General features: G+C 47.0%; 25 protein-coding genes, 1 pseudogene and 1 CRISPR repeat array. Of the genes and pseudogenes, 9 read left to right on the forward strand and 17 right to left on the reverse strand.

Annotated elements, in window-relative coordinates; translation table 11 throughout:
- Positions 1-94: 94 nt before the first annotated feature.
- From H6F63_RS30670 to H6F63_RS22790, 4 genes are all read right to left on the reverse strand, one after another.
- On the reverse strand, positions 95-223 hold the full coding sequence (locus H6F63_RS30670; protein WP_277876473.1) for a hypothetical protein: 129 nt from the start codon (positions 221-223) through the stop codon (positions 95-97).
- A 195-nt stretch (positions 224-418) separates the two neighbouring features.
- Positions 419-877 carry a ferredoxin gene (locus H6F63_RS22780; protein ID WP_190639688.1) on the reverse strand — a complete coding sequence of 153 codons (459 nt, stop codon included), beginning with the start codon at positions 875-877 and terminating at the stop codon, positions 419-421.
- The gene (locus H6F63_RS22785) at positions 877-1263 is read right to left on the reverse strand and encodes a DUF1257 domain-containing protein (protein ID WP_190421620.1); all 387 of its coding nucleotides are present in this window, start codon (positions 1261-1263) and stop codon (positions 877-879) included. Before H6F63_RS22785 ends, H6F63_RS22780 begins: the two co-directional genes overlap by 1 nt.
- A gap of 42 nt (positions 1264-1305) precedes the next feature.
- Complete coding sequence (locus H6F63_RS22790) at positions 1306-1515, reverse strand: DUF2997 domain-containing protein (protein ID WP_190639737.1); 210 nt, start codon at positions 1513-1515, stop codon at positions 1306-1308.
- A 471-nt stretch (positions 1516-1986) separates the two neighbouring features.
- Here H6F63_RS22790 and H6F63_RS22795 point away from each other — a divergent pair, with 471 nt between their 5' ends.
- Positions 1987-3051 carry a saccharopine dehydrogenase-like oxidoreductase gene (locus tag H6F63_RS22795; RefSeq protein ID WP_242020052.1) on the forward strand — a complete coding sequence of 355 codons (1065 nt, stop codon included), beginning with the start codon at positions 1987-1989 and terminating at the stop codon, positions 3049-3051.
- A gap of 69 nt (positions 3052-3120) precedes the next feature.
- Here H6F63_RS22795 and H6F63_RS22800 read toward each other — a convergent pair whose 3' ends face one another.
- From H6F63_RS22800 to H6F63_RS22815, 4 genes are all read right to left on the reverse strand, one after another.
- Positions 3121-3708 (reverse strand): hypothetical protein, encoded by a 588-nt coding sequence (locus H6F63_RS22800; RefSeq protein WP_190639689.1) that lies wholly within the window; start codon positions 3706-3708, stop codon positions 3121-3123.
- 160 nt (positions 3709-3868) lie between these two features.
- Entirely contained in the window at positions 3869-5095 is a 1227-nt protein-coding gene (locus H6F63_RS22805) for a type II secretion system F family protein (RefSeq protein WP_190639690.1), read from the reverse strand.
- 188 nt (positions 5096-5283) lie between these two features.
- Positions 5284-6387: a type IV pilus twitching motility protein PilT gene (locus H6F63_RS22810; protein WP_190421614.1), complete on the reverse strand. Its 1104-nt coding sequence runs from the start codon at positions 6385-6387 to the stop codon at positions 5284-5286.
- 52 nt (positions 6388-6439) lie between these two features.
- Complete coding sequence (locus tag H6F63_RS22815; protein ID WP_190452122.1) at positions 6440-8431, reverse strand: GspE/PulE family protein; 1992 nt, start codon at positions 8429-8431, stop codon at positions 6440-6442.
- Positions 8432-9255: 824 nt separating this feature from the next.
- On the opposite strand from H6F63_RS22815, the gene grpE reads away from it, so the two are divergent.
- The 6 genes from grpE to rsgA all read left to right on the forward strand — a co-directional run bounded on the left by grpE (position 9256) and on the right by rsgA (position 14718).
- Positions 9256-10026 carry a nucleotide exchange factor GrpE gene (gene grpE, locus H6F63_RS22820; protein ID WP_190421671.1) on the forward strand — a complete coding sequence of 257 codons (771 nt, stop codon included), beginning with the start codon at positions 9256-9258 and terminating at the stop codon, positions 10024-10026.
- Positions 10026-10172, forward strand: a complete 147-nt coding sequence (locus H6F63_RS22825; RefSeq protein ID WP_190421610.1) for a hypothetical protein — start codon at positions 10026-10028, stop codon at positions 10170-10172. Before grpE ends, H6F63_RS22825 begins: the two co-directional genes overlap by 1 nt.
- Before the next feature lie 2 nt (positions 10173-10174).
- Complete coding sequence (gene dnaK, locus H6F63_RS22830) at positions 10175-12139, forward strand: molecular chaperone DnaK (RefSeq protein WP_190421608.1); 1965 nt, start codon at positions 10175-10177, stop codon at positions 12137-12139.
- Positions 12140-12237: 98 nt separating this feature from the next.
- A complete protein-coding gene (gene dnaJ, locus H6F63_RS22835) occupies positions 12238-13365 on the forward strand; it encodes a molecular chaperone DnaJ (protein ID WP_190639691.1) in 1128 nt (375 codons plus the stop codon).
- Positions 13362-13622 carry a sulfurtransferase TusA family protein gene (locus H6F63_RS22840; protein ID WP_190421604.1) on the forward strand — a complete coding sequence of 87 codons (261 nt, stop codon included), beginning with the start codon at positions 13362-13364 and terminating at the stop codon, positions 13620-13622. The genes dnaJ and H6F63_RS22840 overlap by 4 nt, the downstream gene beginning before the upstream one ends.
- Positions 13623-13632: 10 nt before the next feature.
- Entirely contained in the window at positions 13633-14718 is a 1086-nt protein-coding gene (gene rsgA / locus H6F63_RS22845; protein ID WP_190639692.1) for a small ribosomal subunit biogenesis GTPase RsgA, read from the forward strand.
- Between the two features lie 110 nt (positions 14719-14828).
- Here the strand turns inward: rsgA and H6F63_RS22850 are convergent, their stop codons facing one another.
- Entirely contained in the window at positions 14829-15239 is a 411-nt protein-coding gene (locus H6F63_RS22850) for a hypothetical protein (RefSeq protein WP_190639693.1), read from the reverse strand.
- Positions 15240-15386: 147 nt separating this feature from the next.
- Positions 15387-15931: direct repeats of the CRISPR family, unit length 37 nt; unit sequence ATTTCAATCCCTGATAGGGATTTAGGAGTCTTCCGGC.
- Between the two features lie 567 nt (positions 15932-16498).
- A pseudogene (locus H6F63_RS22855) lies at positions 16499-17095 on the reverse strand (class I SAM-dependent methyltransferase); the annotation flags it as partial.
- Between the two features lie 8 nt (positions 17096-17103).
- On the opposite strand from H6F63_RS22855, the gene H6F63_RS30675 reads away from it, so the two are divergent.
- Positions 17104-17238 (forward strand): hypothetical protein, encoded by a 135-nt coding sequence (locus tag H6F63_RS30675; protein WP_277876475.1) that lies wholly within the window; start codon positions 17104-17106, stop codon positions 17236-17238.
- Between the two features lie 80 nt (positions 17239-17318).
- Here the strand turns inward: H6F63_RS30675 and H6F63_RS22860 are convergent, their stop codons facing one another.
- The 3 genes from H6F63_RS22860 to H6F63_RS22870 form a co-directional block, all read right to left on the reverse strand.
- Positions 17319-18548 carry a DUF445 family protein gene (locus H6F63_RS22860; RefSeq protein ID WP_190639695.1) on the reverse strand — a complete coding sequence of 410 codons (1230 nt, stop codon included), beginning with the start codon at positions 18546-18548 and terminating at the stop codon, positions 17319-17321.
- Between the two features lie 258 nt (positions 18549-18806).
- Entirely contained in the window at positions 18807-19508 is a 702-nt protein-coding gene (ubiE, locus tag H6F63_RS22865; RefSeq protein ID WP_190639696.1) for a bifunctional demethylmenaquinone methyltransferase/2-methoxy-6-polyprenyl-1,4-benzoquinol methylase UbiE, read from the reverse strand.
- A 67-nt stretch (positions 19509-19575) separates the two neighbouring features.
- On the reverse strand, positions 19576-20523 hold the full coding sequence (locus H6F63_RS22870) for a response regulator (protein ID WP_190639697.1): 948 nt from the start codon (positions 20521-20523) through the stop codon (positions 19576-19578).
- A gap of 295 nt (positions 20524-20818) precedes the next feature.
- Between H6F63_RS22870 and H6F63_RS22875 the strand changes: the two genes are divergently transcribed.
- Positions 20819-21916, forward strand: coding sequence for a RuBisCO accumulation factor 1 (locus H6F63_RS22875; protein ID WP_190639698.1), 1098 nt, complete (start codon positions 20819-20821; stop codon positions 21914-21916).
- A 148-nt stretch (positions 21917-22064) separates the two neighbouring features.
- Here the strand turns inward: H6F63_RS22875 and H6F63_RS22880 are convergent, their stop codons facing one another.
- From H6F63_RS22880 to rpmI, 4 genes are all read right to left on the reverse strand, one after another.
- The gene (locus H6F63_RS22880; protein ID WP_190442904.1) at positions 22065-22595 is read right to left on the reverse strand and encodes a tetratricopeptide repeat protein; all 531 of its coding nucleotides are present in this window, start codon (positions 22593-22595) and stop codon (positions 22065-22067) included.
- Between the two features lie 58 nt (positions 22596-22653).
- Positions 22654-23538: a transporter substrate-binding domain-containing protein gene (locus H6F63_RS22885; RefSeq protein WP_190639699.1), complete on the reverse strand. Its 885-nt coding sequence runs from the start codon at positions 23536-23538 to the stop codon at positions 22654-22656.
- A gap of 16 nt (positions 23539-23554) precedes the next feature.
- Positions 23555-23905, reverse strand: coding sequence for a 50S ribosomal protein L20 (rplT, locus tag H6F63_RS22890; RefSeq protein ID WP_190421582.1), 351 nt, complete (start codon positions 23903-23905; stop codon positions 23555-23557).
- 97 nt (positions 23906-24002) lie between these two features.
- Positions 24003-24200, reverse strand: a complete 198-nt coding sequence (gene rpmI, locus H6F63_RS22895; RefSeq protein WP_190421580.1) for a 50S ribosomal protein L35 — start codon at positions 24198-24200, stop codon at positions 24003-24005.
- Between the last annotated feature and the right edge of the window lie 262 nt (positions 24201-24462).

Consider the following 24462-nt stretch of genomic DNA (forward strand, 5'->3'; position numbering starts at 1 on the left):
GCGATCGCACGCGCTAACAGTAACCAATTTAAGCAATTTTCGCGGTGATCGCTGCAAGTAATAGGTAGCTAATATCACTTTTTTCGCTGCCCAGTTAAAGAAAACTGGCACAGCGATCGCATCTTTCAATCGCCTCAAACCATTGGTTTGAGGTTTTGGGAACGAGAGTTTTCTGCCTACAGTTTAAAAAACTGTCACGGCGATCGCATTTTTCAATTAACATTAGTTAATAATTATCGCTTATCAAGAATTTTATCTAATCATAGATTAATTTAAAATATTAGTTCAGTTGGAGGCTATAGCAGCTATCCAACCACTTGCCCCACAAAAAGACACCATAGTTTATAAAGCTAAAAACCCTCAACAGCCGAATGCGGTTGAGGGTTTTTTAGGAAGACAACCATGTGCGCGAGCTTTGCTAATTACCTGGCTTTCGCTTTTTCTTGAGCTTTTGCTGCCGCTTTTTGGTAGCAGTAACAGCATGGTCAATCGGAAATCCAGCGATGGGTATGACTTGATACTGCCGCTCTTCTTCGAGCTTTTTCAGCTCCGTGTAATCGACCCAATGGATGCAATCAACAGGACAGGTATCAATGGCTTCTTGAACTACCTCTTCTAAATCTCCATCCTGGCGAACTACACGCGATCGCCCATATTCTGGCTCAATATAAAATGTATTCCGGGCAACATGGGCGCAGTGCTTACAACCAATACAAACTATTTCGTCAACATAGACTCCCTTTTGTCGCAGGTTGCCACCCAACTCCGGCTCCAAACCAGAACGTTCCGGTGCATCCCGCCAAATACCACCTAACTCTGGCTCTAGACCAGAACGCTCAGGAGTCTGCTCTATCCCAGAGGGTGCTTCCTCAGACATTAGGCACTCCAGCGCTGCACGACTAGGCGGATAGAACCATCCTCATTTTGTTTTTGCTCAGCAACTTGAAAGCCCTGGTTAGCAGATTCTTTGATAACCGTATGGTAAGCGTAACGCTGAGTTATTTTATTAAGAAAACGATCCACAGACCCGACTTGCTGCCAATACTGTAGGTCAGCGACCAGTTCGTATTCTTGGCCATTCCAGCTAAAGCCGAGGTCAGAACCATTGTCCTGCTCAATGACAACTTCGGCAGTACGGGTCTGACCGCGATAGCCTCGTACTGTGCTAGGGCCAGATTTCCAGTCAATTCCCAAGTCTGTCAAAGCAGCTTCTAAGGAGGAAAGGTTACGGATTTGAGTTTTGATGTTGCTAAAGTGTGACATGGTGGTTTTTTCAAATGAATAAAGATGGATTAAACAAAAAAATTACCATTCGCTATAGGTGGCTTGGGTTGTCGCCACCGCATTTTGCTCAACAGCTAAGGCAAAAAATTCCGAAGTTGGCTCATTAGTGAGTACCACACCAAGCTGCGCTTCAATAGCGGCAGTCACTTCAGCGCAGGAAGCCCCGATGATTCCCGTGACTTTTTCCTGCACCCGGCCATCCGGATAAATGACAAACTCTAATGATTCCATGCTCATTGCTTTAGAAATCCAAGAAGTTAGGGGGCGGCAATAACCATAGTGCTGATGTTGCCGTATAAGACATCTTTCTAGGGACTGACTCAGGGGCATCTCACTAAATTAATGTTGTTCGATTGAATCAAAGCGACGCAAAACGTAACATAACTTAATGATTTGAGTGAGTCGTACTTTTATTATTTGTCAGTGTCGCTTAACTTTACATCTCCGTCAAGATAGAGAATTATTTCAAAATCTGGTAAAAAAGCTAACAAGCATCTTGATCCCAGAGCTTGCCAGAGGAATAGCAATAATACTTAGTCAGTGAGACGGGGAATTTAGGAGTTGGTAAGAATAAATCCTCATGGTTGAAATAGGGAAAAAATTTGTTTGTTCTTTATGAACAAATTTCAGGGCTTGTATTGATTTTGGGATTGGGTCAATCAGCCTGGATAATTAAAGTTTGTTCAGTTTCGGTAAGACGCTATGAGTGTTTCCATCAATCCAACTACCTTGCACCCTCACCCCCAGCCCCTCTCTGATCAAGGGATACGGGAGGAAAACCCTAATCCTATTCGAGTGGGCGTTCTGGGCTTCGGGGGACTGGGGCAGGCTGCTGCCAGAGTTCTTGCACCAAAACGCGAGATGATTTTGGTGGCGGCTGCTGACCAACAAGGCTATGCCTACGCTGCCGCTGGGTTAGAGCCAGATGCCAGCATTGCGACTTATCAAGCTCAAGGTTCGCTTGGTTATTTAGAGTCAGCAGGCACCCTCAGCAGCCAGAGCATTCAAGATTTAATCGAACAAGCAAACCCCGTGGATGGCTATTTTCTGGCGCTGCCAAATTTGCCCAACACCTTTATGGCATCTGTGGCGCAGCAATTTATCCAGTCAGGTTGGCGGGGTGTTCTGGTAGATGCTATGAAGCGCACGAGTGCCGTCCAACAGATGTTGGCGCTCTCGGAGGAACTGCAAGCGGCTGGTATTACTTATATGACTGGCTGCGGTGCGACACCGGGCTTGTTGACGGCGGCAGCTGCCTTAGCCGCGCAGAGTTATTCAGAAATCCACAGTGTCAAAATTACGTTTGGGGTAGGAATTGCCAATTGGGAAGCTTACCGGGCGACTATCCGTGAGGATATTGCCCATTTACCAGGTTACGATGTGGAACGCGCCAGAGGGATGAGCGATCGCGAGGTGGAAGCGTTGTTGGATGAAACCAATGGCATCCTGACTTTGGAGAATATGGAACACGCTGATGATGTAATGCTGGAACTGGCGGGAATTGTTGAACGCGATCGCGTCACGGTGGGCGGCGTTGTTGATACCCGCAATCCCAAAAAGCCACTCAGCACCAATGTCCAAGTAACGGGGCGCACCTTTGAGGGCAAGATTTCCACCCATACCTTTACCCTTGGGGATGAAACCAGTATGGCAGCAAATGTTTGCGGCCCTGCCTTCGGTTATCTCAAAGCTGGCGTAGCGTTGCATCGGCGAGGCATTTACGGTTTGTTTACCGCTGCCGAAGTCATGCCACAATTTGTAAAATAAAAATCCAAAAAACTAATTGCTAATTGTTTTTTATTACCATTAGCAATTAGCTTTTGTTACTTTTTGCCTTTATGAAGCTGGTGGACTTTTCGGCAAGAAGGTTTCCGATGTCTCCTCTTCAATATCCAACATTGGTGTCTGGATAACAAAGGGGAGACTTGCCCCCATTAAGCCCCGCTTAATCCTTTCTGGAGTTTCTTCAAAGACTACGAATAGGGGATAAATCTTTTGCGCCCCTTCGCTGAATATGTGCTTATAGCGGTGAGGCATCACCCACTCATAATCTTTATCTAGCCACACTTGAGTTTGCCGCCAGCGACTCAGCAAGTCGGAAAAGTCTTCTTGGGGACGGTGGATAAAGACAAATATTTCCACCCCCATTTTGATTTTCCACTCTGGATCGCACATCAAAATGGCGACATCAGAGGGTAGGCGAATTGCTTCATCTGTGTGCCTGACAACGCCCATATCTCCCTTTGGTACGCTGTGGCGAATACGTACTATTGGCAGAGGTATAGCGATCGCGCTTTCGTCGGCTCGCCGCATACTAGGAATCATCTCTAGATATGGGCGGTACTGCTTGAGCAATGCGATCGCGCCTGAGTGGTTACTGTACTCCGCCAAACTAGCTTCGTAATGGGATTGTTTAACAGACATATTTTTATTTTCAATTTTATCTCGGAACATTTTTGATTATGTCCCTCAAAAAGCATAAGACAAAAGACACAAAAAATCAGAAATATTGGATTTCAAATAAATATCAAAATCTATTTTACCCTTCATCCTTTCTTTTGCCTTTTGCCTTTTGCCTTTTTATTTAGCCTAGTTTGTCAAACACTGCAAACATCGGCAGATACATGGAAAGCAAAATCACCGCTACCATCCCGGCTAACACCACCATCATGATAGGTTCGAGAATGCTGGTGAGTGCTTTCACAGCTTGCTCCACCTCATCTTCGTAGAAGTCTGCCACTTTCATCATCATGGCATCTAGCTGACCAGTTTCTTCCCCAATACTAATCATTTGAATTGCTAGAACTGGGAAAACCTGCTCTTTTTGCAAAGCTAAGCTCATCATTCCACCCTGTTGAATGTCCAGCTTAGCTGCATCCACTGCATTCGCAATTACCTGGTTTCCGGCCGTATCTCTAACAATGTCCATACAAGTTAGAATTGGCACGCCAGAACGAGTTAAAGTGCCAAAAATGCGGCAAAAACGAGCGACGCATGATTTTTCATTCAAGTCACCCAACAGCGGCATTTTCAAGAAAAAACGATCCATAGTCAGACGACCAACGGGTGTCTTGTAGTACCATCTGTAGACGATGGAGATAATTATCACAGCAGCTATGGGAATGATAATCCTCCAACTTCTAAGAATTCCGCTGATCCACAGCATGAACAAAGTTAGCGCGGGTAATTCTGTTCCCAAATCTTGGAAAATGCCTGCAAAAATTGGGATTAAAAACACCGTCATACAGATAAATACAACGACTGCCAAAAATCCCACAGCCATTGGGTAAGCCATAGCCCCTTTGATTTGGTTTTGCAGTCGCGCCATATCCTCTAGTACCTTGGCTAAGCGGTTGAGTACCTCATCAAGGACACCTCCGACCTCACCAGCTTGTACCATACTGACGTAGAGATTATCGAAGCACTCCGGATGTTTACGCATAGCATCAGAGAGATTGACACCCTGCTGCACCTCAGAGCTAATTTCCACAAGAGCTTTTTTCAGCTTAGGATTGCTGCATTGCTCAGATAAAACGCCCAGACATCTCACAATAGCCACACCCGCATTGACCATAGCGGCAAATTGACGGGAAAAGACGGCTTTGTCCTTGACTGTAACTGAGGCTAAGGAAGTTTTGATGTCTTCCAGGCTTATTTTGCTGATGTCAAAGCTTTTACTTTCTCTAATATTTCCAACAGAAACCCACTTTTCGCGAAAGGCATCACGCGCATTAGCAACGGAGTCGGCAACAATTTTGTCTTTTTTAGCGGCTCCTGTAGAGTCACGCACATCAGCAATGTAGGTAGGCATAGCTCACCTCTGGATGAGAGAAGAAAGGTTAATGGAAGAATGAAAGACGATCGCATATCGCCTGTTACGGTAGGATGAAGGTCAGAATTGGGAAACATAAAGCTATATGGAAGAATCTGATTGAGAGTTGATTCTTTTTTGTTCTTCCGTCTTTTTTTATCCTTCAGCCCTCAGCCTTCATCCTTTAATTATCGAGCGCCTGCTTTAGCTCCGGCTGGAGCTGCACCGATGATCCGCTGTAGTTCGTCAGGTTTAGACGATTTGCCCATCGCCGCTTCAAAGGAGATGGAACCGGCTTTAACGTAGTTAGCTAGAGCCTGTTCCATCGTCTGCATCCCCAATTTTGCTCCGGTCTGGATCGCCGAGTAAATTTGAGCGGTTTTGCCTTCTCGAATCAAGTTAGCGATCGCAGGTGTCACAAGCATGATTTCCTGAGCCATCACCCGACCATATTCACCGGCTTTCGGGTTATGCTTAGGCACCAAACATTGGCTGAAGACTGCTAACAATGACCCAGACAACTGAGCGCGGATTTGCGGCTGTTGCTCTGGAGGGAACACGTCCAGTATCCGGTCGATGGTGCCAGCAGCTGAGCTGGTGTGCAACGTACCGAACACCAAGTGACCAGTTTCAGCCGCTGAAACCGCTAGAGAAATCGTCTCCAAGTCCCGCATTTCCCCCACCAGAATAATATCTGGGTCTTCCCGGAGCGCCGCTTTCAAAGCATTAGCAAAGCTCTTGGTATCTTCGCCTTTTTGACGCTGGTGAAACAAGCTCTTGATGTTTGGGAAAACATATTCAATCGGGTCTTCCACTGTTAAAATGTGTTCCGCCCGCGTCCGGTTGATCAAGTCGATCATCGCAGCGAGAGTGGTGGTTTTCCCGGAACCCGTCTGTCCTGTCACCAATACCAATCCCCTTGGTCTGTGAGTCAATTCCCGTACAACATCTGGCAAACCCAGTTGATCAAAGTTAGGAATTTTAGAAGACAAAGCTCTCAGACACGCTGCGTAGTAACCCCGTTCTTTGTAAACATTGACCCGGAAGCGAGCTAAACCTTTTACCCCATAAGAGCAATCCAGTTCCCAGTTTTGTTCCAAATCTTTACGCTGCGTGTTGTTCAGCATACTAAAAATCAGTTTCTGGCACTCTTGGGGGGGAAGCGGTTCGGTACCGATAGGGGTCAATTTCCCACTGATGCGGAAGTATACTGGCGCTCCTGCTTGGAGGTGCATATCTGAGCCACCCATTTCGATGAGTTGCTCCATCAAGTCTTCAATCATTAATTCCATTAGGCTGTCTCCTTTGTTTGTCCGTTGCTAATTGCTAATTTGTTTAGTACGTTTAGTCTGCAAAGCGAGGTGTCATACAGTAAGGACAATCTAACCACTCTGGTTTTAACTCAGCAGTGCAAGTTTTACACTCAAGACCGCTCTTGCGCTTGGCTTTAAGTTCTGCCTCCAGGCCGGCATCAGTAAACGTTACCCGTTCTACTTCTTCAAGAGTGGTATGGCCCTCGCGTACCAGCTGTAAGCTGTATGCCAACAAGGTCTTCATTCCCTGTTCCACAGCCAGTTCCTTGATGCGCTCTGTGGGCGCACCTTGGCTGATTAAGGTTTGCAGCTCCTCGGTCACGCGCATGACTTCATAGACACCTACGCGACCTTTGTAGCCGATACCATTACATTTTTGGCACAAGTTGCCTTGGGCTTTGGCTTCCTTAGCTTCATCGGGTGCTAAGGTATTGGCTTTGTAGAAGGTAATATCTTCAAGGTTAGAAGCCGATAGACCAAATCGCTCCAGTTCAGCTTTGCTGGGGGTATAGGAATCGCGACAATCGCTACAAACGCGCCTCATCAGACGTTGTGCTAAGACTCCAATCAAGGAACCGGATACCATGAATGGCTCGATGCCCATTTCGTCTAAGCGAGCGATCGCACCGGCTGCATCATTGGTGTGTAGCGTTGTCAGTACCAAGTGTCCGGTAAGTGCTGCTTCAATTGCCGTTTTTGCCGTTTCTTTGTCCCGCGTCTCGCCCACCAGAATCACATCCGGGTCTTGTCGCATGAACGCCCGCAAAATCGAAGAAAAGTCCATTCCCTTTTCTCGAATCACCTGCACCTGGGTAATCCCCGGCAAGGCATACTCGATCGGGTCTTCCGCCGTACTGATATTAATTCCCGGATCGTTCCGTTCTGCCAAAACTGAGTACAAGGTGGTAGACTTACCAGACCCGGTTGGCCCTGTCACCAAAATCAATCCAAAGGGACGGCTTGCCATCTCTCTGACAATATCTAGGGATTCTTGATCGGAAATTAATTTATCCAAACCCAGCTGAGTAGCAGAGTTATCCAAAATCCGCAATACTACCTTTTCACCGTAGCGACTAGGTAAGGTGTTCACCCGAAAGTCAACTTTGCGTCCCTCAAACACCCGCCGGATACGACCATCTTGGGGCATCCGCCGCTCGGCGATGTCTAGCTCAGCAATAATTTTGAAGCGGGCAGTGACAGCTGGGATGATTTGTTTGGGCAAGTGATCGAAGGCTTGCTGTAACACCCCATCTTTACGAAAGCGAATGCGTAAGTATTCTTCTTGGGGTTCAACGTGAATGTCTGAAACCTTTTCTTGCAGAGCCTTGAGCAGGATTTTATTGACCAAGTTAATGATCGGTTTATCTTCTGCCTGCTCCTTACTGATGTCACCATCATCTTCATCAGGTGCATCTTCTAAAACGCCAAAACTTTCAATAACGTCTGAGACATCAGTCTGCTTTTGAAGTCGAGCTGCTTCCTCGTTTTTTACTTTTTCATCTCGATATTGGTTAATCAGATGCAAATAGTCTTCCCGCGTAATCACCATTCGCTGCAACCCAATTCCTTGAGGTCGCAAGATGCGGTTAAGGTCGTCTTGAGCGGCTAGATTATCGGGATCGACCATTGCCACTAGCACAGAGGGCGGCTCGGAGTCGTTTTTGGATAATGGCACCAGTTGATAGCGACTACAAATATCAATTGGAATCAGGGTTTCAATCAAAGCGCGCAGCTGCCCAGTCGGAATCTGGCTGATTTCCGGATCTAGCGATTCCACACCGTAAAGTATTTTTAGCTCAAACAGCTGTTGTTTCTTGTATTGGCGCAGTAAATCTGGGGGCAAAGCCCGCCCTGTAATCGATTCTAGGACTTCTGTTAGGGGTCTACCAGACTTCCGGCTTTCGACCATAGCCTGCCGCATCTGGTCGGCATCAACTAAGCCCTGCTGAATCACCTTCATGCCGAAGGGCGAAAATTCGTTGCGGACAGCAAGGGCGCGATTTCGTGGTGAAGATTGAGTCATAGAGGCGCGATCATACCTTATATTACAGATTGTTCCCAAAACGATCAGCAAAATTGCAATTTTTCAGTTAAAACTACTTTGTTGTTGGGCAACCAAGTTGGGGTTGTTCCAGGCAGCAGTATTAAAGACCATACCTTCATCCATTTTGAGCGGTTACGGTGCTTTTATGGGAAAAGTACCGCTTTCAAAGCAGATGGTGCTTTTAAGAGCAGTAAGCAGTAATACCTGTAGAAGGGCGCTGTACGTTTAAGATGTAGGACAAGCCGGACGATTTTGATTCCGGGATGGCTTAAATATTGGTGTCAGCACAAACGCTTTTATTTGTCTAGGGATGCAACATTCTCGATGATAGCCAAAAGCCCAGTATTACGAGCAAGATTGTTTTAATATATTATTTTGCAATAAAACCATAGTGGAATGTCTAGATTCTCGTATCTAGTAGCCGCGCTTAGTTAATGGGCATAAGCGGATTCGTTACACTAATGTTACACAAGTCCAGTTTATACTAGCGTATTACGCCCAAATGCCAGCGGAGGGAGTAGGTTGGCTCAATGCCAATAAAAGCGCCCTGATATCGGTTGTATAACTTGTTAGTTTTAGACAAGTAAAGCGATCGCAGTGTCCAAAAGTGTTGGCATGATGCCCTGGAACACTATTCTAGAAAAAGGAGGTTCCTGTCGCACCCCTTTACCAACTATTCCGATCTACTCCGGCTGCTGGCCACTGACCCAGATTCCTTATCATAAGATGGTACGGGCGATAGTCAAGACAGGACTAACAAACAAGTAAGTGTGAGCAGTCTCAAAACTTGGGATGAGAGCCGAATGAACGAGGAAGAAAATCAGCAAGATAACACTTCACTTCGGGTTGATGACCCAATGGTGGTAGAGGGAATGGGGAATGAACCATTATCTGAAACAGGAAACATGAGTGGAGAACTGGATTTAGACGTGCAAGTAGAAGGCGACCAAGTATCTGATGCAGTACCAGAAGCCTCTGCAACATCAAGGGAAGCGGAAGCCGATCAAAACGCACAAGAGGGCGATTCATCTGCTAGTGAGGCATTGAAGCGGGAACTAGAGGCAACCAGAGCGCAACTGGAAGAGCGCACCCAGCAGTGTGAGTCTTTCAAAACGCAGTATATGAGGATTGCGGCAGATTTTGAAAATTTCCGCAAGCGGAACCTCAAAGAAAAAGAAGACTCGGAGGTGCAAGTAAAACGCGCCATGATAACAGAATTACTGCCAGTGGTGGATAATTTTGAAAGGGCGCGATCGCAAATCAAACCTCAAACAGATGGAGAATGGAGCATTCACAAAAGCTACCAAGGGGTATACAAACAGCTGGCAGACGGACTCAAGCGGATTGGAGTATCTCCCATGCGTCCGGAAGGACAAGAATTTGATCCGAATCTCCACGAAGCGGTGATGCGCGAACCAACTGATGAATATCCAGAAGGAGCCGTGATCGAACAGCTGGTTCGGGGATATTTTATAGGCGATCGCGTCTTGCGCCACGCCCTAGTTAAAGTTGCTGCGGCTCGTGACCCCGTGGTACCCTCAGAGGAAGGCAATCGGTCAGAGCAGGAAAGTTAATGGACTTTGACGCACTGGATCGACGCTTATTGGCATTAGTAATTACAATCAAGTTGATGGAAATCTTGGGCGAAGTCAGAATCGTCCAAGGTAAACAATTTAACGGTTACTCAACAAATCTTCTTGCACACCTTCACTACAGCTAGCTATGGGAAAAGTCATTGGCATCGACCTCGGCACGACCAATAGTTGCGTGGCTGTTTTAGAGGGGGGTCAACCGATCGTCATCTCTAACACAGAAGGTGGAAGAACGACCCCTAGTATGGTGGGATTTGGGAAAGGGGGCGATCGCTTAGTAGGACAACTGGCAAAGCGGCAAGCTGTAACCAATGCCGAAAACACAGTTTACAGCATCAAACGCTTTATCGGTCGCCGCTGGGATGACACCGAAATAGAGCGATCGCGCGTACCCTACACCTGCATCAAAGGTCGGGACGATACCGTTGATGTTCAGATTCGGGGACGCAACTACACCCCTCAGGAAATCTCCGCGATGATCCTGCAAAAACTCAAGCAGGATGCCGAAAACTTTCTGGGCGAACAAGTAGATCAGGCAGTAATCACAGTACCTGCCTACTTTACAGATGCCCAACGGCAAGCCACAAAAGATGCTGGAACCATTGCCGGTCTAGAAGTTCTACGGATCATCAACGAACCCACAGCAGCTGCACTCGCCTACGGACTGGATAAACAAGATCAAGAACAGCGCATCCTAGTATTTGACTTAGGCGGCGGCACCTTCGACGTTTCCGTTCTGCAACTCGGTGATGGCGTTTTTGAAGTCAAAGCCACAAGCGGTAACAACCATCTAGGCGGAGATGACTTTGACAACTGCATCGTCCTCTGGATGATAGAAAACTTCAAAAAGCAAGAGAAAATTGACCTGGGAACCGATAAAATGGCTCTCCAGCGGCTGCGAGAAGCAGCTGAAAAAGCCAAGATTGAGCTTTCCAACATGGGCAGCACCTCCATAAATTTGCCCTTCATCACCGCCGATGACACTGGGCCAAAACATTTGGAGATGGAACTAAGCCGTGCCCAGTTTGAAGAACTGGTAAATTATCTGGTAGAAGGCACAATTGAGCCGGTTAGTCAAGCCATTAAGGACAGTGGTTTAACGCCAAATGAAATTGACCGCATTATCCTGGTGGGAGGTTCCACCCGGATTCCAGCCGTTCAGGATGCTATCAAGAAGTTTTTTGGCGGCAAAACACCCGATCGCTCAGTCAACCCCGACGAAGCAGTAGCACTGGGAGCAGCAATTCAAGGCGGCGTGTTAAGCGGCGAAGTTGAGGATCTGCTGCTATTAGACGTTGCCCCCCTGAGCTTGGGTATCGAAACTTTGGGAGAAGTGTTCACAAAAATTATTGAACGCAATACCACAATTCCCACCACAAAATCCCAAGTCTTTTCCACCGCCACAGACGGACAAACAAGCGTGGAAATTCACGTCTTGCAGGGTGAACGGGCAATGGCTCGTGACAACAAAAGTTTGGGCAAATTCCTCCTAGCAGGAATTCCCCCTGCCCCCAGAGGCGTACCCCAAATTGAAGTGTCCTTTGAAATCGGCGTTGACGGGATTCTCAAAGTATTAGCTCAAGACAAAGGTACTGGGCGAGAGCAGAGTATCCGAATTACCAATACAGGCGGCTTGAGTGCTACCGAAGTTGAACGGATGCGGCTAGAAGCTGAAACCTTTGCCGAAGACGACCGTCGTCGGGTGCAAGTGGTTGAGTTGAAAAACCAGCTTGATAGCCTGTTCTACAGCTATGAATCGACGTTAAATGACAACGGAGATCTCGTTAGCGAGGATTTGAAGACGCAGGTGAATCAAAAGGGCATACAGGCAAGAACCGCACTGGCGAATCCCTCGATTAGTGTTGAGGAGATAAAACAGCAAATTGAAGAGTTTCAACAGGCGCTGTTTGCTATTGGGGCTGCTGTTTACCAGAAAGCTAACAACGGACGCGAGTCAGTGCAGGATTACGAGAGTGTAGAAGGTGGTATAGCCCCATTCCAAAACACGCCTGACGGCACAATAAACGAAGAAGACGATTTCATCAATTTTGATGATGACAACACTGTAACTGCCGACTACGAGGCAGTTGACTAAAAGAGTTAGGAGTTAAGGGCTAGGAATTAATAACTCATGACTCCTAACTCATAACTCCTAACTTTCATCAACCCCTATCCCCAACCAAGCAGCGTTCTATGGCCCGCGACTACTATGAAATTCTCGGGGTTTCCCGTGACACAGATAAAGAAGAAATTAAGCGTGCCTACCGCCGTCTGGCTCGAAAGTATCACCCAGACGTAAATAAAGAGCCAGGGGCGGAAGAACGCTTTAAAGAAATTAACCGAGCCTACGAAGTCCTTTCGGAACCAGAGACACGCGCCCGCTACGACCGCTTTGGTGAGGCAGGGGTGGCTTCTGGTGTCGGTGCAGGCCCAGATTTAGGCGATATGGGCAACTTTGCCGATATCTTTGAAAGCTTCTTCAGCGGTTTTGCTGGCGGGATGGGTCAGACAGCGACAAGGAAACGCAGCGGCCCAGTTCGCGGTGACGACTTGCGGTTGGATCTGAAATTGGAATTCCGGGAAGCTGTATTTGGGGGGGAAAAAGAAATTCGGATTCCCCATTTGGAAACCTGTAATGTCTGCAATGGTGTTGGTGCTAAACCGGGAACGCGAGCCAAAACTTGTCCGACATGCACCGGTTCCGGTCAAGTGCGCCGCGCTACCAGGACACCTTTCGGTAGCTTTACTCAAGTTTCTGTGTGTCCCAGCTGTAACGGCGAGGGACAGGTGATTGAGGAAAAGTGTGAAGGGTGTGGTGGCAACGGCAGAAAACAGGAAACTAAGAAGCTGAAAATTACCATCCCTCCTGGGGTAGATAATGGAACTCGCTTACGGGTTTCTAAAGAAGGAGACGCTGGTTTGCGTGGTGGCCCTCCGGGAGATTTGTACGTTTATTTGTTTGTTGAGGAAGACGTAGAGTTTCAGCGGGATGGGATTAACATCCTGTCAGAAATTAAGATTAGCTACTTGCAGGCGATTTTAGGTTGTCGTCTGGAAGTTAATACAGTTGATGGGCCAGTAGAATTGACGATTCCATCTGGAACACAGCCGAATACGGTGCAGACGCTGGAAAACCACGGTGTGCCTAAGTTAGGAAACCCGGTAAGTCGGGGAGATCAACTGATTACGGTGGGAATTGATATTCCGACTCGGATTACGGCTGAGGAAAGGGAACTGCTGGAGAAATTAGCTAAAATAAAAGGCGATCGCACTGGCAAAGGAGGGATAGAAGGATTCTTGGGAGGATTCTTCAAGGGATGAACAATCCAACAGCTTCGCTAGGTCTGCCAGACGAAGAGATGGATTTGCGTGGGACACCTTGCCCGATTAATTTTGTCCGCACTAAACTCCGTTTGGAAAAAATGGCACCGGGAGCCTTGTTAGAAGTGTGGCTAGATCCAGGGGAACCGATAGAGCAGGTTCCTGATAGTTTGGCAATGGCAGGCTACACGGTAGAGCAAGTTGAAGACCGGGCTGGCTTTTTTGCGCTGAAGGTGCGTCGTCCCCATGAGTTATGAGTTATGAGTTATGAGTTCTGAGTTAGAAGAACCACTCAGTACTCAAGACTCGGCACTCAGCACTGTGTTGGGTACTGTGCTGGCTGTGCAGGCAAATTTCTATCAGGTGAGGTTGGAGGAGAGCCGGGACGCGATTCAGGAATTGCTGTGTACTAGGCGATCGCGTCTGAAAAAAATTGGTCAGAAGGTGATGGTGGGCGATCGCGTAATTGTAGAGGAACCAGATTGGGCTGGCGGACGAGGCGCAATATCGCAAGTTTTGCCCCGACAAACGGAACTGGATCGTCCCCCAATTGCCAATGCTAATCAAATTCTGCTGGTTTTTGCTTTGGCAGATCCACCGTTAGATCCCTACCAACTCAGTAAATTTCTCGTGAAGGCAGAATCTACCGATTTGGATGTCTGTCTTTGTCTCAATAAAAGCGATTTAGTCTCAGAGGAGCAAGTCCAGCAGTGGCGCGATCGCTTGCACGGATGGGGCTACCAACCTATCTTTATCAGCGTCCATGTTCGCATGGGGATGGACGAACTGCAAGCCCAACTCAATGACAAAATTACCGTCTTTGCTGGGCTTTCTGGAGTTGGAAAGTCTAGCATTATAAACTATTTTATTGAAGATGTCAATTTGAGAGTAGCGGAAGTTTCTGGGAAACTCAGCCGGGGTCGTCACACGACGCGACACGTAGAACTGTTTGAACTACCGACAGGTGGACTGCTGGCAGATACTCCAGGCTTCAATCAGCCAGATTTGGACTGTCTGCCAGAGGAGTTAGTCGAGTATTTTCCCGAAGCGCAGAAGCGGCTAGAAGTGGGAAGATGTCAATTTAGCGACTGTCTGCATCGCGATGAGCCGAATTGTGCAGTTAGGGGAGATTGGGAGCGTTACGAGCATTATCTAGATTTTTTGGAAGATGCGATCGCTCGCAGCGAACATCTCCACCAACAATCCGATCCCGATGCCGCTATGAAGGAGAAAACCAAAGGCAAAGGGCAAAACCAATACGAACCCAGGCTGAACACTAAAAAATATCGTCGTCCTTCCCGTCGCACTCAACAGCAAGCGCTACAAGAATTTTATCAAGACCCGGATAATTGACGTGAGCGATCGCTAGGACACCCAACTTGATAGGGATTTAAGAGTTTTCCGGCTGTATTTGTTCATGGAGATGGACGATTTAATGAAACGTTTCAATCCCTGATAGGGATTTAGGAGTTTTCCGGTGGTTCATCCTGGTTATCAACATTTTTTTCAGGATAACCGCAAATCTGCATCAGATTCTCCTGACTCACCTCTAGCGCATCTTCTAGATCCATAAGTTCATTTACCGTTGGTAAAGCGCCAGCTAGGAATTCCTTAAGCCGCCGCAGTGGAATATCAGAGAGTTCATGCACTTCAATCAAATCTTTTGCTGCCAAGAGACTTGCAAGCGTGGGCGGGTCTTTGGATAAGAATATTTCACCCTTGCCCAGCGCTTCTAATAAAGCTGATGCGTCTCGGTATCCCCAGAACTTGAATAGTCTGCCGATACCATCCCGCGCTATTTGCGTGAGGCTGAAGTTCCAGCGCTTTTTTAGATTGTCATCGCCAGCGGCTGAAACGCCTTTTACGCGGGGCATACAGTTCCTCTACTTAAACTACTTCAATCTTAATCCCAATCCCTTTCAAGACAGCTAAGTTGCGCTATCTGGGAAAATATGCGTATATTTTCCTTCCTTATAAGTTAACATTCCTGAGAAAGTATGTGCATACTTTGAGATAGCGACGTTTCAATCCCTGATAGGGATTTAGGAGTTTTCCGGCTTGCGGGAGACTTGCTGGATGCTGGTGTGGATATCGCGTTTCAATCCCTGATAGGGATTTAGGAGTTTTCCGGCCTTCGCGTTCTTGTTCGTCCGCTACACCCATAATTTCAATCCCTGATAGGGATTTAGGAGTCTTCCGGCGAACTGGGTCTGCGGTCTGTGCCATAACAGGTTTCTGCAATATTTCAATCCCTGATAGGGATTTAGGAGTCTTCCGGCAGTTAGGAGTAATCCAAGTATCCAAAGTTACGCATTTCAATCCCTGATAGGGATTTAGGAGTCTTCCGGCAACCCAAAAACATTTGTAGAAACACCCGTAACCTTCGAATTTCAATCCCTGATAGGGATTTAGGAGTCTTCCGGCGCGATCGCCGCCAACGCCACGCTAACGATCAACTATATTTCAATCCCTGATAGGGATTTAGGAGTCTTCCGGCGTGACGGTGACGACTGTGCAGCCCAAATACTTATTTCAATCCCTGATAGGGATTTAGGAGTCTTCCGGCGGCCGATATCTGAAAGGCTCACTGTATGTAGTTTTCGAGGTGCAATTGCGTCAATCTGTGGAATCTTATCATCCTGGCGCGGATTAGGCAAGAGTCTCATTTAGTGAAAATGTCTGAAAAGCTCGGTGCGAGAGCAATACAGCAGATGCGTCAACCGTAAAATTTGATTGCATCAGTTAAATCCTTACCCACAGAAGGATTCAGCCATTTTTTAGCTTTGGTGAATTTCAACACCTACAGGTTGACGCACTGAACTAAAAATCGCGCTTATTATTGACGCTTGGCTACCCAATCGCGGCGCTGTGCTTCATTGCCACCCAAATCGACACTACCAGCGATCGCATCCTCCTGAATTTTCCCATCAAACTGCATCGTTACCTTAGTTCCATTCACCGACTCCACGGTCTTGAAACTGAGACGGTCGCCTGTTAACTTGGCATCAGTCAACTTGATTACGCGATCGCCTATACTTAGGGTTCCCTTGACTCGCTGGAACTCTTGGGTTAATTGCAGCTTGTAACGTTCTTCACCAGAAGCAGTTGGCATATTCCATTCCCAAGTTCCCGATACTTGTGCTGGAACCACCCAGTAGTAAACCAGATGCGGACGCGAACCTACCTGCACCAGTTCAGTTTGATCCGGTTTCCATTCCCTCATATCGAACTGGTGGGAGACAAGGCGCGTCCCCGGTTTGAGTTGGAGTAGAGTAGGTCGCAGCTGTAAATTAACTTTAGGCAACAGGTAAAGCGTTATTACTGTAGCCGGAGTGAGGTCAGTTTTGAACAAATCTTGCTCGATAAACCTAACGCGATCTCTTACACCCGCCGATATAGCATTTTCCCTACTCTCCACAACTAGCCGCGTGTTAAGCTCTACACCAACACCCTTCGCGCCGAGTTTCGCCGCCTCGATAACCAGTCTTCCATCGCCAGAACCGAGATCGTAGACGACATCATCTTTGGTGACACTCCCCAGCTGCAACATTTTTGTTACCACCTCTTTAGGCGTTGGCACATACGGCACATCTTTCTGTGCTAAAACCTCCTCTGACAGTGGTGCAGGTTCAGCTTGCGAGACGGGTGCCAATTGACCCTCTCTCCAGATGAAGACGCTGCTAACACCCACACACAACACCAAAAAGCCAAAGATTCGCTTCAAACGCATAGCAAGTGATGACCTTTGTGAATGCGACACTTCTCCTTATCTTGCCAGATGCGATCGCTTGTGAACACTTGGATTCCCACTCCCAAAGATTTCCTCAGATGACGCAAGCGTTGGCGAAAGAATCATTAACTTGTTTAAGGTAGTATTTAACGGGTTTCTAATGCGGGTTGATAAATCCCGTTGTACCCACGCACCAAAGTGCGACGGGATCGAAATGCACACGCTAACGCAGCAGCAGCACAACCGTCTGGAACAACCCCACCACAAACCCCAAAATACCGCCTAAATTGACAATAGCTTGCAACTCATTTTTCACAATTCCTTGAATTGATGTTTCCAGTTCCGCCGCAGATGTCGCCTTCACTCGGTCAATAATTACCTGATCGATATTCAAAATGGGAATCACTTGAGCGACAATATTTTCTAAATCTCGCTCCAAATAACGCTCTAAAACTAAAGCCAATTCTTTGCTGACCACTCCCAAAGAATTAGTTATAGCCGCAGAAGTTCGCAAACGATTAAGCAGCAACGAGGCAATATTTTCCCAATCTAAAGATTGACTCAATCCCTGCATTAATTCAGTGCCACGCTCTTGAACATATTGGCGGACACCATCGCGTAAAGTTTTACGCAGCTGTCGCACTGTTGAAACTGGCAAATTTTGCATAGAGAGATTTTGCAGCCATTCTTGCAAACGTTGTCGAATCGCTAGGGAAACTATTAACTCTGCCAGACGTGCATTACTCGCCTCTTTTTCATCCAGGCAAAACGTCCGCAAGCGTGTTAGCGTATTGCGAAGACCAAACAAATTCGCTACTACCCAGTAAGTACCACTGGCCTTTTCTCGAAAGCCTTCATCAATAATTTGAATATTGCGATCTGTCAAGAAATCTACTATAGTTTGTCGCAAAACATCTGGTGGCAGTACCACCTGCAATATCCAATCAGAAAGCTTTTTAGCTTGGTCTTCACTAAGCTGAAAATCCAGCAAAATCTGGTCAAAAATTTGGTTTAATTGAGCTTCCAGAAAATCTTCGCGACGAGCTAAAACTTTGATAATGCGGGGTAAGGACTGACCGAGCAAATCCCGAAGAATTCCAGCCAGAACTTTGCTGGTTTTCTGCGATTTATCGGGTTTAATTTGCTCTAGTGCCAGTTTGAGCAACCAGAGAATTGCCGCCTGGACGCGCTCAGTATGCAACAGCCGCCGCGCCAGGTTTTGCAGTTCTTGGGGTGTCAGCAGCGACCCCATAATTGTCGCAGAAACCCGATTAGCTAGGCGCTCTTGATTTCGGGGAATCAAGCCGGGAGTGAAAGGTACACGCCGCCCTCCTATGTAAAGAGTACGATAGGGGCGGAATAACATTTTAATAGCAATATCGTTGGTGAAATAGCCAATAATTGCACCAACTATGGGGGGGCTGACGTAAAGCCAGAAGTTAGACCAATTCAAGGTAGCGATCCAGTTAGACAGGGCTTAGGGATAGGGGAGTGAGTAGGCGAGGAGTTTTATTCACTCTAATTCACGCCGAGTGCAACTTTCAGTCTTTGTCTCACCCCTTTTGAAAGGCGGCTAGGCAGGATATTGTCGCTTATGTCTAGCGTTTCGATCCCTCTAACCCTCTTTACAAGCGGCTGTTCAGAAAAAGCTGCATATCGCGCTAATTTATAACGCTTAACTCTTAACTCTCCACTCCCCCTAATTCCCATATTAGGCTTTGGCTACGACTAAAATGCCCATCATCCCACTAGCAATTTGATAGTGAGTAGCTTTGTCAAATCCAGCTTGACGGGCTAAATGAACTTGTTCGCTGCCTATGGGAAATTTATCTAGGCTGGGACTAATGTAGGCGTATTCTTCGGTCAATCCTAGTTCTTTGGCATTTGGGACGACGATGTTATCCAGATACCACTGCTGAAAGCTTCGCAGTAGGGGACTGCTGGGGCGATGGAAGTCTAACATAGCGGCTTTGGCACCAGGCTTGAGGACGCGGTGCAACTCTTGGAGACACCGGGGAATATTGGTGACGTTGCGGAGTCCGTAGCCCATTGTGGCGCAGTCGAAGTGGTTGTCGGGAAAGGGGAGATTTAGTGCGTCTGCTTCGATCCAGGTGATGGGTAGAGGCGGGTGTTGATTTTGGGAGCGTTGGCGAGCGATCGCTAACTGCTCTGATGAAAAATCTACCCCAAAAACTTGCCCGGTTTCTCCGACGCGCTGTGCCACTAGCTGAGCTAGATCGCCACTGCCACAGCATACATCCAAGCAAACATCACCAATACTTAAATCAATCCACTTCACTGTCATCAGCTTCCAGACGCGATGCTGCCCTAAACTCAAGCGATCGTTAAGCTGGTCGTAAACTGGGGCAATGCGGTCAAATATGGCTTGAATTTGCTTTTGGTCAGTAGTCATTAGTCTGTTGCTAATTGCTAATTGTTTAAAAGCCATTAGCCATTAGCCAATGACTAATGACCAATGACTACTTATGGTATCGGGTACTGGTGAGGACTAGACCAACTTGCTGCGCGGATAAGTGAATCAGTTTCAGCTCATCTTCTCGCAATTTGCAGGGGCGTTTCCACTGGAGTGATAGCACCGCCAGCACTTCACCCCGATAGACGATGGGGATAACTAGATGCGCCTGAAGGCCTGAAGCTTGGTATTGGTCAATACCAGCTGGAACGGTATTTCCCGGAGCATTCACCCAAGCCTGAACTTGTCGGGATGCGATCGCCTCCTCTACTCTGGGGTCTAAAGAGAGCCAGTTTTCTGTGTCAAGAGCGGAACTGTAAATTCCTTGAGCCTCAGTCAGCGCCTCACCGTCCACTAGCTGCAAAATGCAGCCATCTGCCCAAAAGCTTTTGCCAAAAGCATCAGCAATTGGCTCTAGCGTCGCTTCTAAGCTGGGGGACTCCTGTGCTACCTGCACAATCGTTGCTAGAAGTGCTGTTTGTGCCTGAGCGCGATGCAGCTCCTCCGTGCGTTGCTTCAACAAATCATAAGTATCTGCTGCCCGTTGCACCACGGCTTTGAGTTCATTGGGGTCCCAAGGCTTCGTGATGTACTTGTAAACTTGTCCAGAGTTAATCGCTTCTACCAAATCCTCAACGTCTGTAAAACCCGTGAGGATGATTCGCACCGTATCTGGGAACTTGGGAACTGTTCTGCTCAAAAATTCGGTTCCCTTCATTTCTGGCATCCGCTGGTCAGAGATAATTACGGCAACTTCCCCTTCTGCTGACAAAACTTCCAGGGCGTGAATACCGCTTTCGGCTCTCAGAACATTGAAATCTCGGCGGAAAGTGCGGTAGAGCAGATCGAGATTATCTGGCTCATCGTCTACCACCAACATTTTAGGCTTTTTTGGTCGCTCTAGACTCATTAACTGACGGCTGATAGTATCAAGATCCGTAATAGCATTGTCCATAAAGATACAATAAACTCTTGGTCAACTTCTTGGTGCAGATTGGGACGTACAAATCATTTTTAACTAGAGGTTAATTATTAGTAGCATCTTTGTAACGAAGAATGTAACCAGGAATTTACGGTTTTTGCCTAATCAAAGGGACACTGGGAGTGGGGGCTAGGGAATGGGGTCTGGGGATTCCCAATTCTCAATTCTCAATTTTAAATTCTCAATTTCTAAATTAGTGACCCGAACGCGATACATTGAAGAACGTCGCTTGTAACTTGATAGCTTGTGAAAGCTCCTTGCGGTAATTATGACTGAAACATCTTCCTCAGACACTCCCGATCGTAACCCTCAACCAGAGCAAGCGAAAGAGAATATCGAAGATTTACTGCTTAGTCTTCGGCGCAAAGAAGGCAGCTGGGTTGAGTGGGGACAAGCCTGTGCCACATTGCAAAAAGCAGGTTACACTCCCCAGGCGATTTTTGAGGCAACTGGTTTTGAGCCTATACAGCAGAATCAAGTTATTGTCGGCTCTCAAGTTTATACGTCATTGGTGAATGGTGAAGCGTCCCTGGAAGCGCGATCGCACTATTTTCGCAAAGGTAGCGATATTTTGTATGAATTGCGTATTCTTACCCAGCTAGAACGAGTTGCGACGGCAGAATTTATATTATCCAGAAATCTGGATGCCGATGTTGCCCGTGAAGTCGCAAAAGACGTGAAAGAGCTTTCCCGGATGCGGACGTTACCGCAGGGATTTTCTAACCATCCCGGAGATGCGGTAGCCTACCAATATTGGAGACGGGCAAAACAACAAACGGATTTGGCAGAGCGATCGCGTTTTATTGCTCGTGGCTTAATGTTCGCCCACAGCCAAAGCGCCCGACAACAGATAGAACAGCTGCTTACTGAAGTTGTAGGCACTTCCAAGCGGAAAGCCCCTATTTTACCCGTGTATCGGCAGGATGAAGACGAGCAACAACCCCGCATAATCCCAGTAGCGGGCGTCCTCCCTCTAAAATCCGCTGACTTGCAAAATATCCCGCTAGTCGAACCAATTAAGCCATTCGAGCTAGTGAAGATATCTTGGAATGGATCTTGGGTTTCTCTACCCGGTTGGCAAGTCGTTTTGAAAGCCCAAGAGCCAGTAGTAATTCTCTGCGATAGTAGCTATTTACCCAATCAATTAAGCAGCAATTCTGAACCAATCCTGCTGCTGATAGATCGAGCTAAACAGGAATGGGATGCTGATAGCTACTTTTTATTTGAAGAGTCAGGAGAATTGCAATTTCAGTGGTTCCCAGATGCTCCCAGTTTCCCTCTTTTAGGACAAGTTATCTTGGTGCTGCGTCCGAAAAAAATTCTGGATGAAGAAATGAGCAAGGATCAATGGGAACTGGAAGATTAGTCATTGGTCATTAGACATTTGTAAAAACGCCTGACGATTAAAGTCGCACCTATAGAAAAAGCCCGCGCAGGCGGGCTTTTTCTATAGCCTCTGTAGGTAGGCTTGGTTTATGTAGCCACAGGCTAGAGTCTGTGGGGTATATTTGCAATTAACTAGAGGGAACCAACCTTCTACGTAAGGATTCGGCGCGACGCTTGGCAGTAGGATTGTTCGGTGCGTGTTTGAGCGATTCCTCATACATTTCTAAGGCTTGAGAAGTTAATTTCTTCTTCTCATAAACATGGCCCAGGTTATTGAGCGCTGTGACATAATCTGGATCTAGCTTCAAGGCTTCTTTGTAGTTGCGAATTGCTACGTCATACTGCTCTTGAGAGAAGTTAGCAAAGCCAAGAGCATTGTATACAGGTGCAAGGTTTTCTGATTCAGCATCTTCAGCTTTTAGGGCTTTTTGAAACTGGTTTATCGCCTGTACGTACAATTTTTTATCGAGATAGATGCTGCCCAGTTCGTAATACTCTTGAGTTGTTCCTTGGTTATCTTTCAGATTCTTTTGCAGCCGCGAGAGGGCGCTTTCAATTTTGCGAGTTTTGAAAATCTGGCGCACAATTGCCACAGCAGCAGCACCAAGCAGTACCAGCAAGAACGAGAGATAGAAAATTGGCAGAATTTCGTTATCCATGCCCTTCCATTAGAGAGATTAAAATTTTGCTTCTAACTTTATTATGATGAGATGCGATTCATCGTGTCTGGAACCGTGGAGTATCGCTCTGAGGTAGCCCCCAATACTTAATCCGTTCCTGTAGCCATCCTTCTGCCTTCCAACGGGCGATCGCATCATTCACCCGCTGCCGCAAACTATCGTACTGCAATCCCTTGGGCATTACTACAGCTAAGGGGAGTCCTGAGAGTCGCACACTTAGTAGTCGATACTGAGGATACTCCTGCACCCAGCCTGTGAGAACGCTGGCATCGGCGGCAAAGGCACTGGCACCACCGGATTCTAGAAGCGATCGCGCCTCTTCATAAGAATCTACACCAACTAGCTCAACTTGTGGTATAATAAAACGCACCTGCGAAATCGTATCAGAACCTTTCAGGACGGCAATCTTTTGATTTTGCACATCATCTAGCTTCTGTAAAGATGCGTCCTTGGTAACTAAGGCAGTGCCATCCAGATAGTAGGGAAGGCTGAAGTTAACTAAGCGATCGCGCGATGAGGTTGCCGTTACTCTGGCAATCGTCAGATCGACTTTACCCTCCAGCACTACCGAGATGCGATCGCGGTTTGCCACTGGCTGCAACCTCACCGCATCCGGTTTCCCCAGAATTTCCGCCGCCAAACGTCTAGCTAAGTCAATTTCTAACCCTTGCAGTTTGCCACTGGCATCTGTGAAACCTAGAGGCCGCACATTATCTTTAACTGCAACAATCAGATAGCCACGCTCTTGAATCTCTTTGAGTTCAGCGGCATTAGAAGAGGCGATACCCCCAACCACCCACCAATAAATTTTTCTGATTTCTCCCCCGCCAGCGCGGGAGTCGGAGGGGGTGGGGGGTTGCAAAAGGCACAAAGAAAAAGAAAATAGGCAAAAGGCAATAGGCAAAATTAATTTATCCTTCATCCTTTTGCCTTCATCCCTAATCTTTAGTAGCTAATTGCAGCACTTGGTCAAAACTAGATGGATCGAGGACAGCCATCTGCGCCAGCATCTTACGATTTATCTGAACATTAGCTTTTTTCAATTTACCCATAAGTTGGCTATAGCTAATGCCGTGCTGACGTGCTGCTGCATTGATGCGCGTAATCCACAGACTGCGGAAATCGCGCTTGCGCTTCTTGCGATCGCGATAAGCGTTACGCAGCGCCTTCATTACCTGTTGATTGGCCGTCCGGAACAGAGTTGAGTGTGAACCTCGGAAGCCTTTGGCTAGTTTGAGAATTTTGTTGCGGCGTTTACGAGCAACATTACCGCGTTTTACCCGTGTCATGGCTAGTCGTTAGTGGTTAAGGGTCAGTAGTCAGTAGTTCGTAGTATTAGTCAGTAGTTATTAGTTATTAGCTAAAAACTAGCGACTAATTGCTTCCTTACAAATACGGCAGCATCAAGCGTACATTTTCTTCATCGCGTTCATGCACCACCGCCATTTTAGACATCCGCCGTTTCCGGTCAGAAGACTTGTGCTGTAGCAAGTGGCTTTTAAAGGCTTTGCGGCGTACTATTTTACCGCTGCCAGTAGCTCTGAAACGCTTTGCCGCTGCTTTGCGGGTTTTCAGTTTGGGCATAACCTTGTTTTAATTCGACACAATCTACAATATTAGCACTATTATGTGGTTTCCGACAAGTAATGGGGGATTGGGGCTGGATAAGACTTTTTCCCAATTCCCAATCCCCAATCCTTTTTTATGTCATATAAGGATATTAACTAAGCAAATCAAACCTTCCATTCCCATTTTTGCAGTGTAGACAATCTGTCTGCCCTCAACACCTCTTAAATCTTCAAAATGTTTTTGAATACGAGTTACACCGCTATTTCTTAAAGCCGTT

Source organism: Trichocoleus sp. FACHB-40, assembly GCF_014695915.1.
In the GTDB taxonomy this organism is placed as follows: Bacteria; Cyanobacteriota; Cyanobacteriia; order Cyanobacteriales; family FACHB-T130; genus Funiculus; species Funiculus sociatus.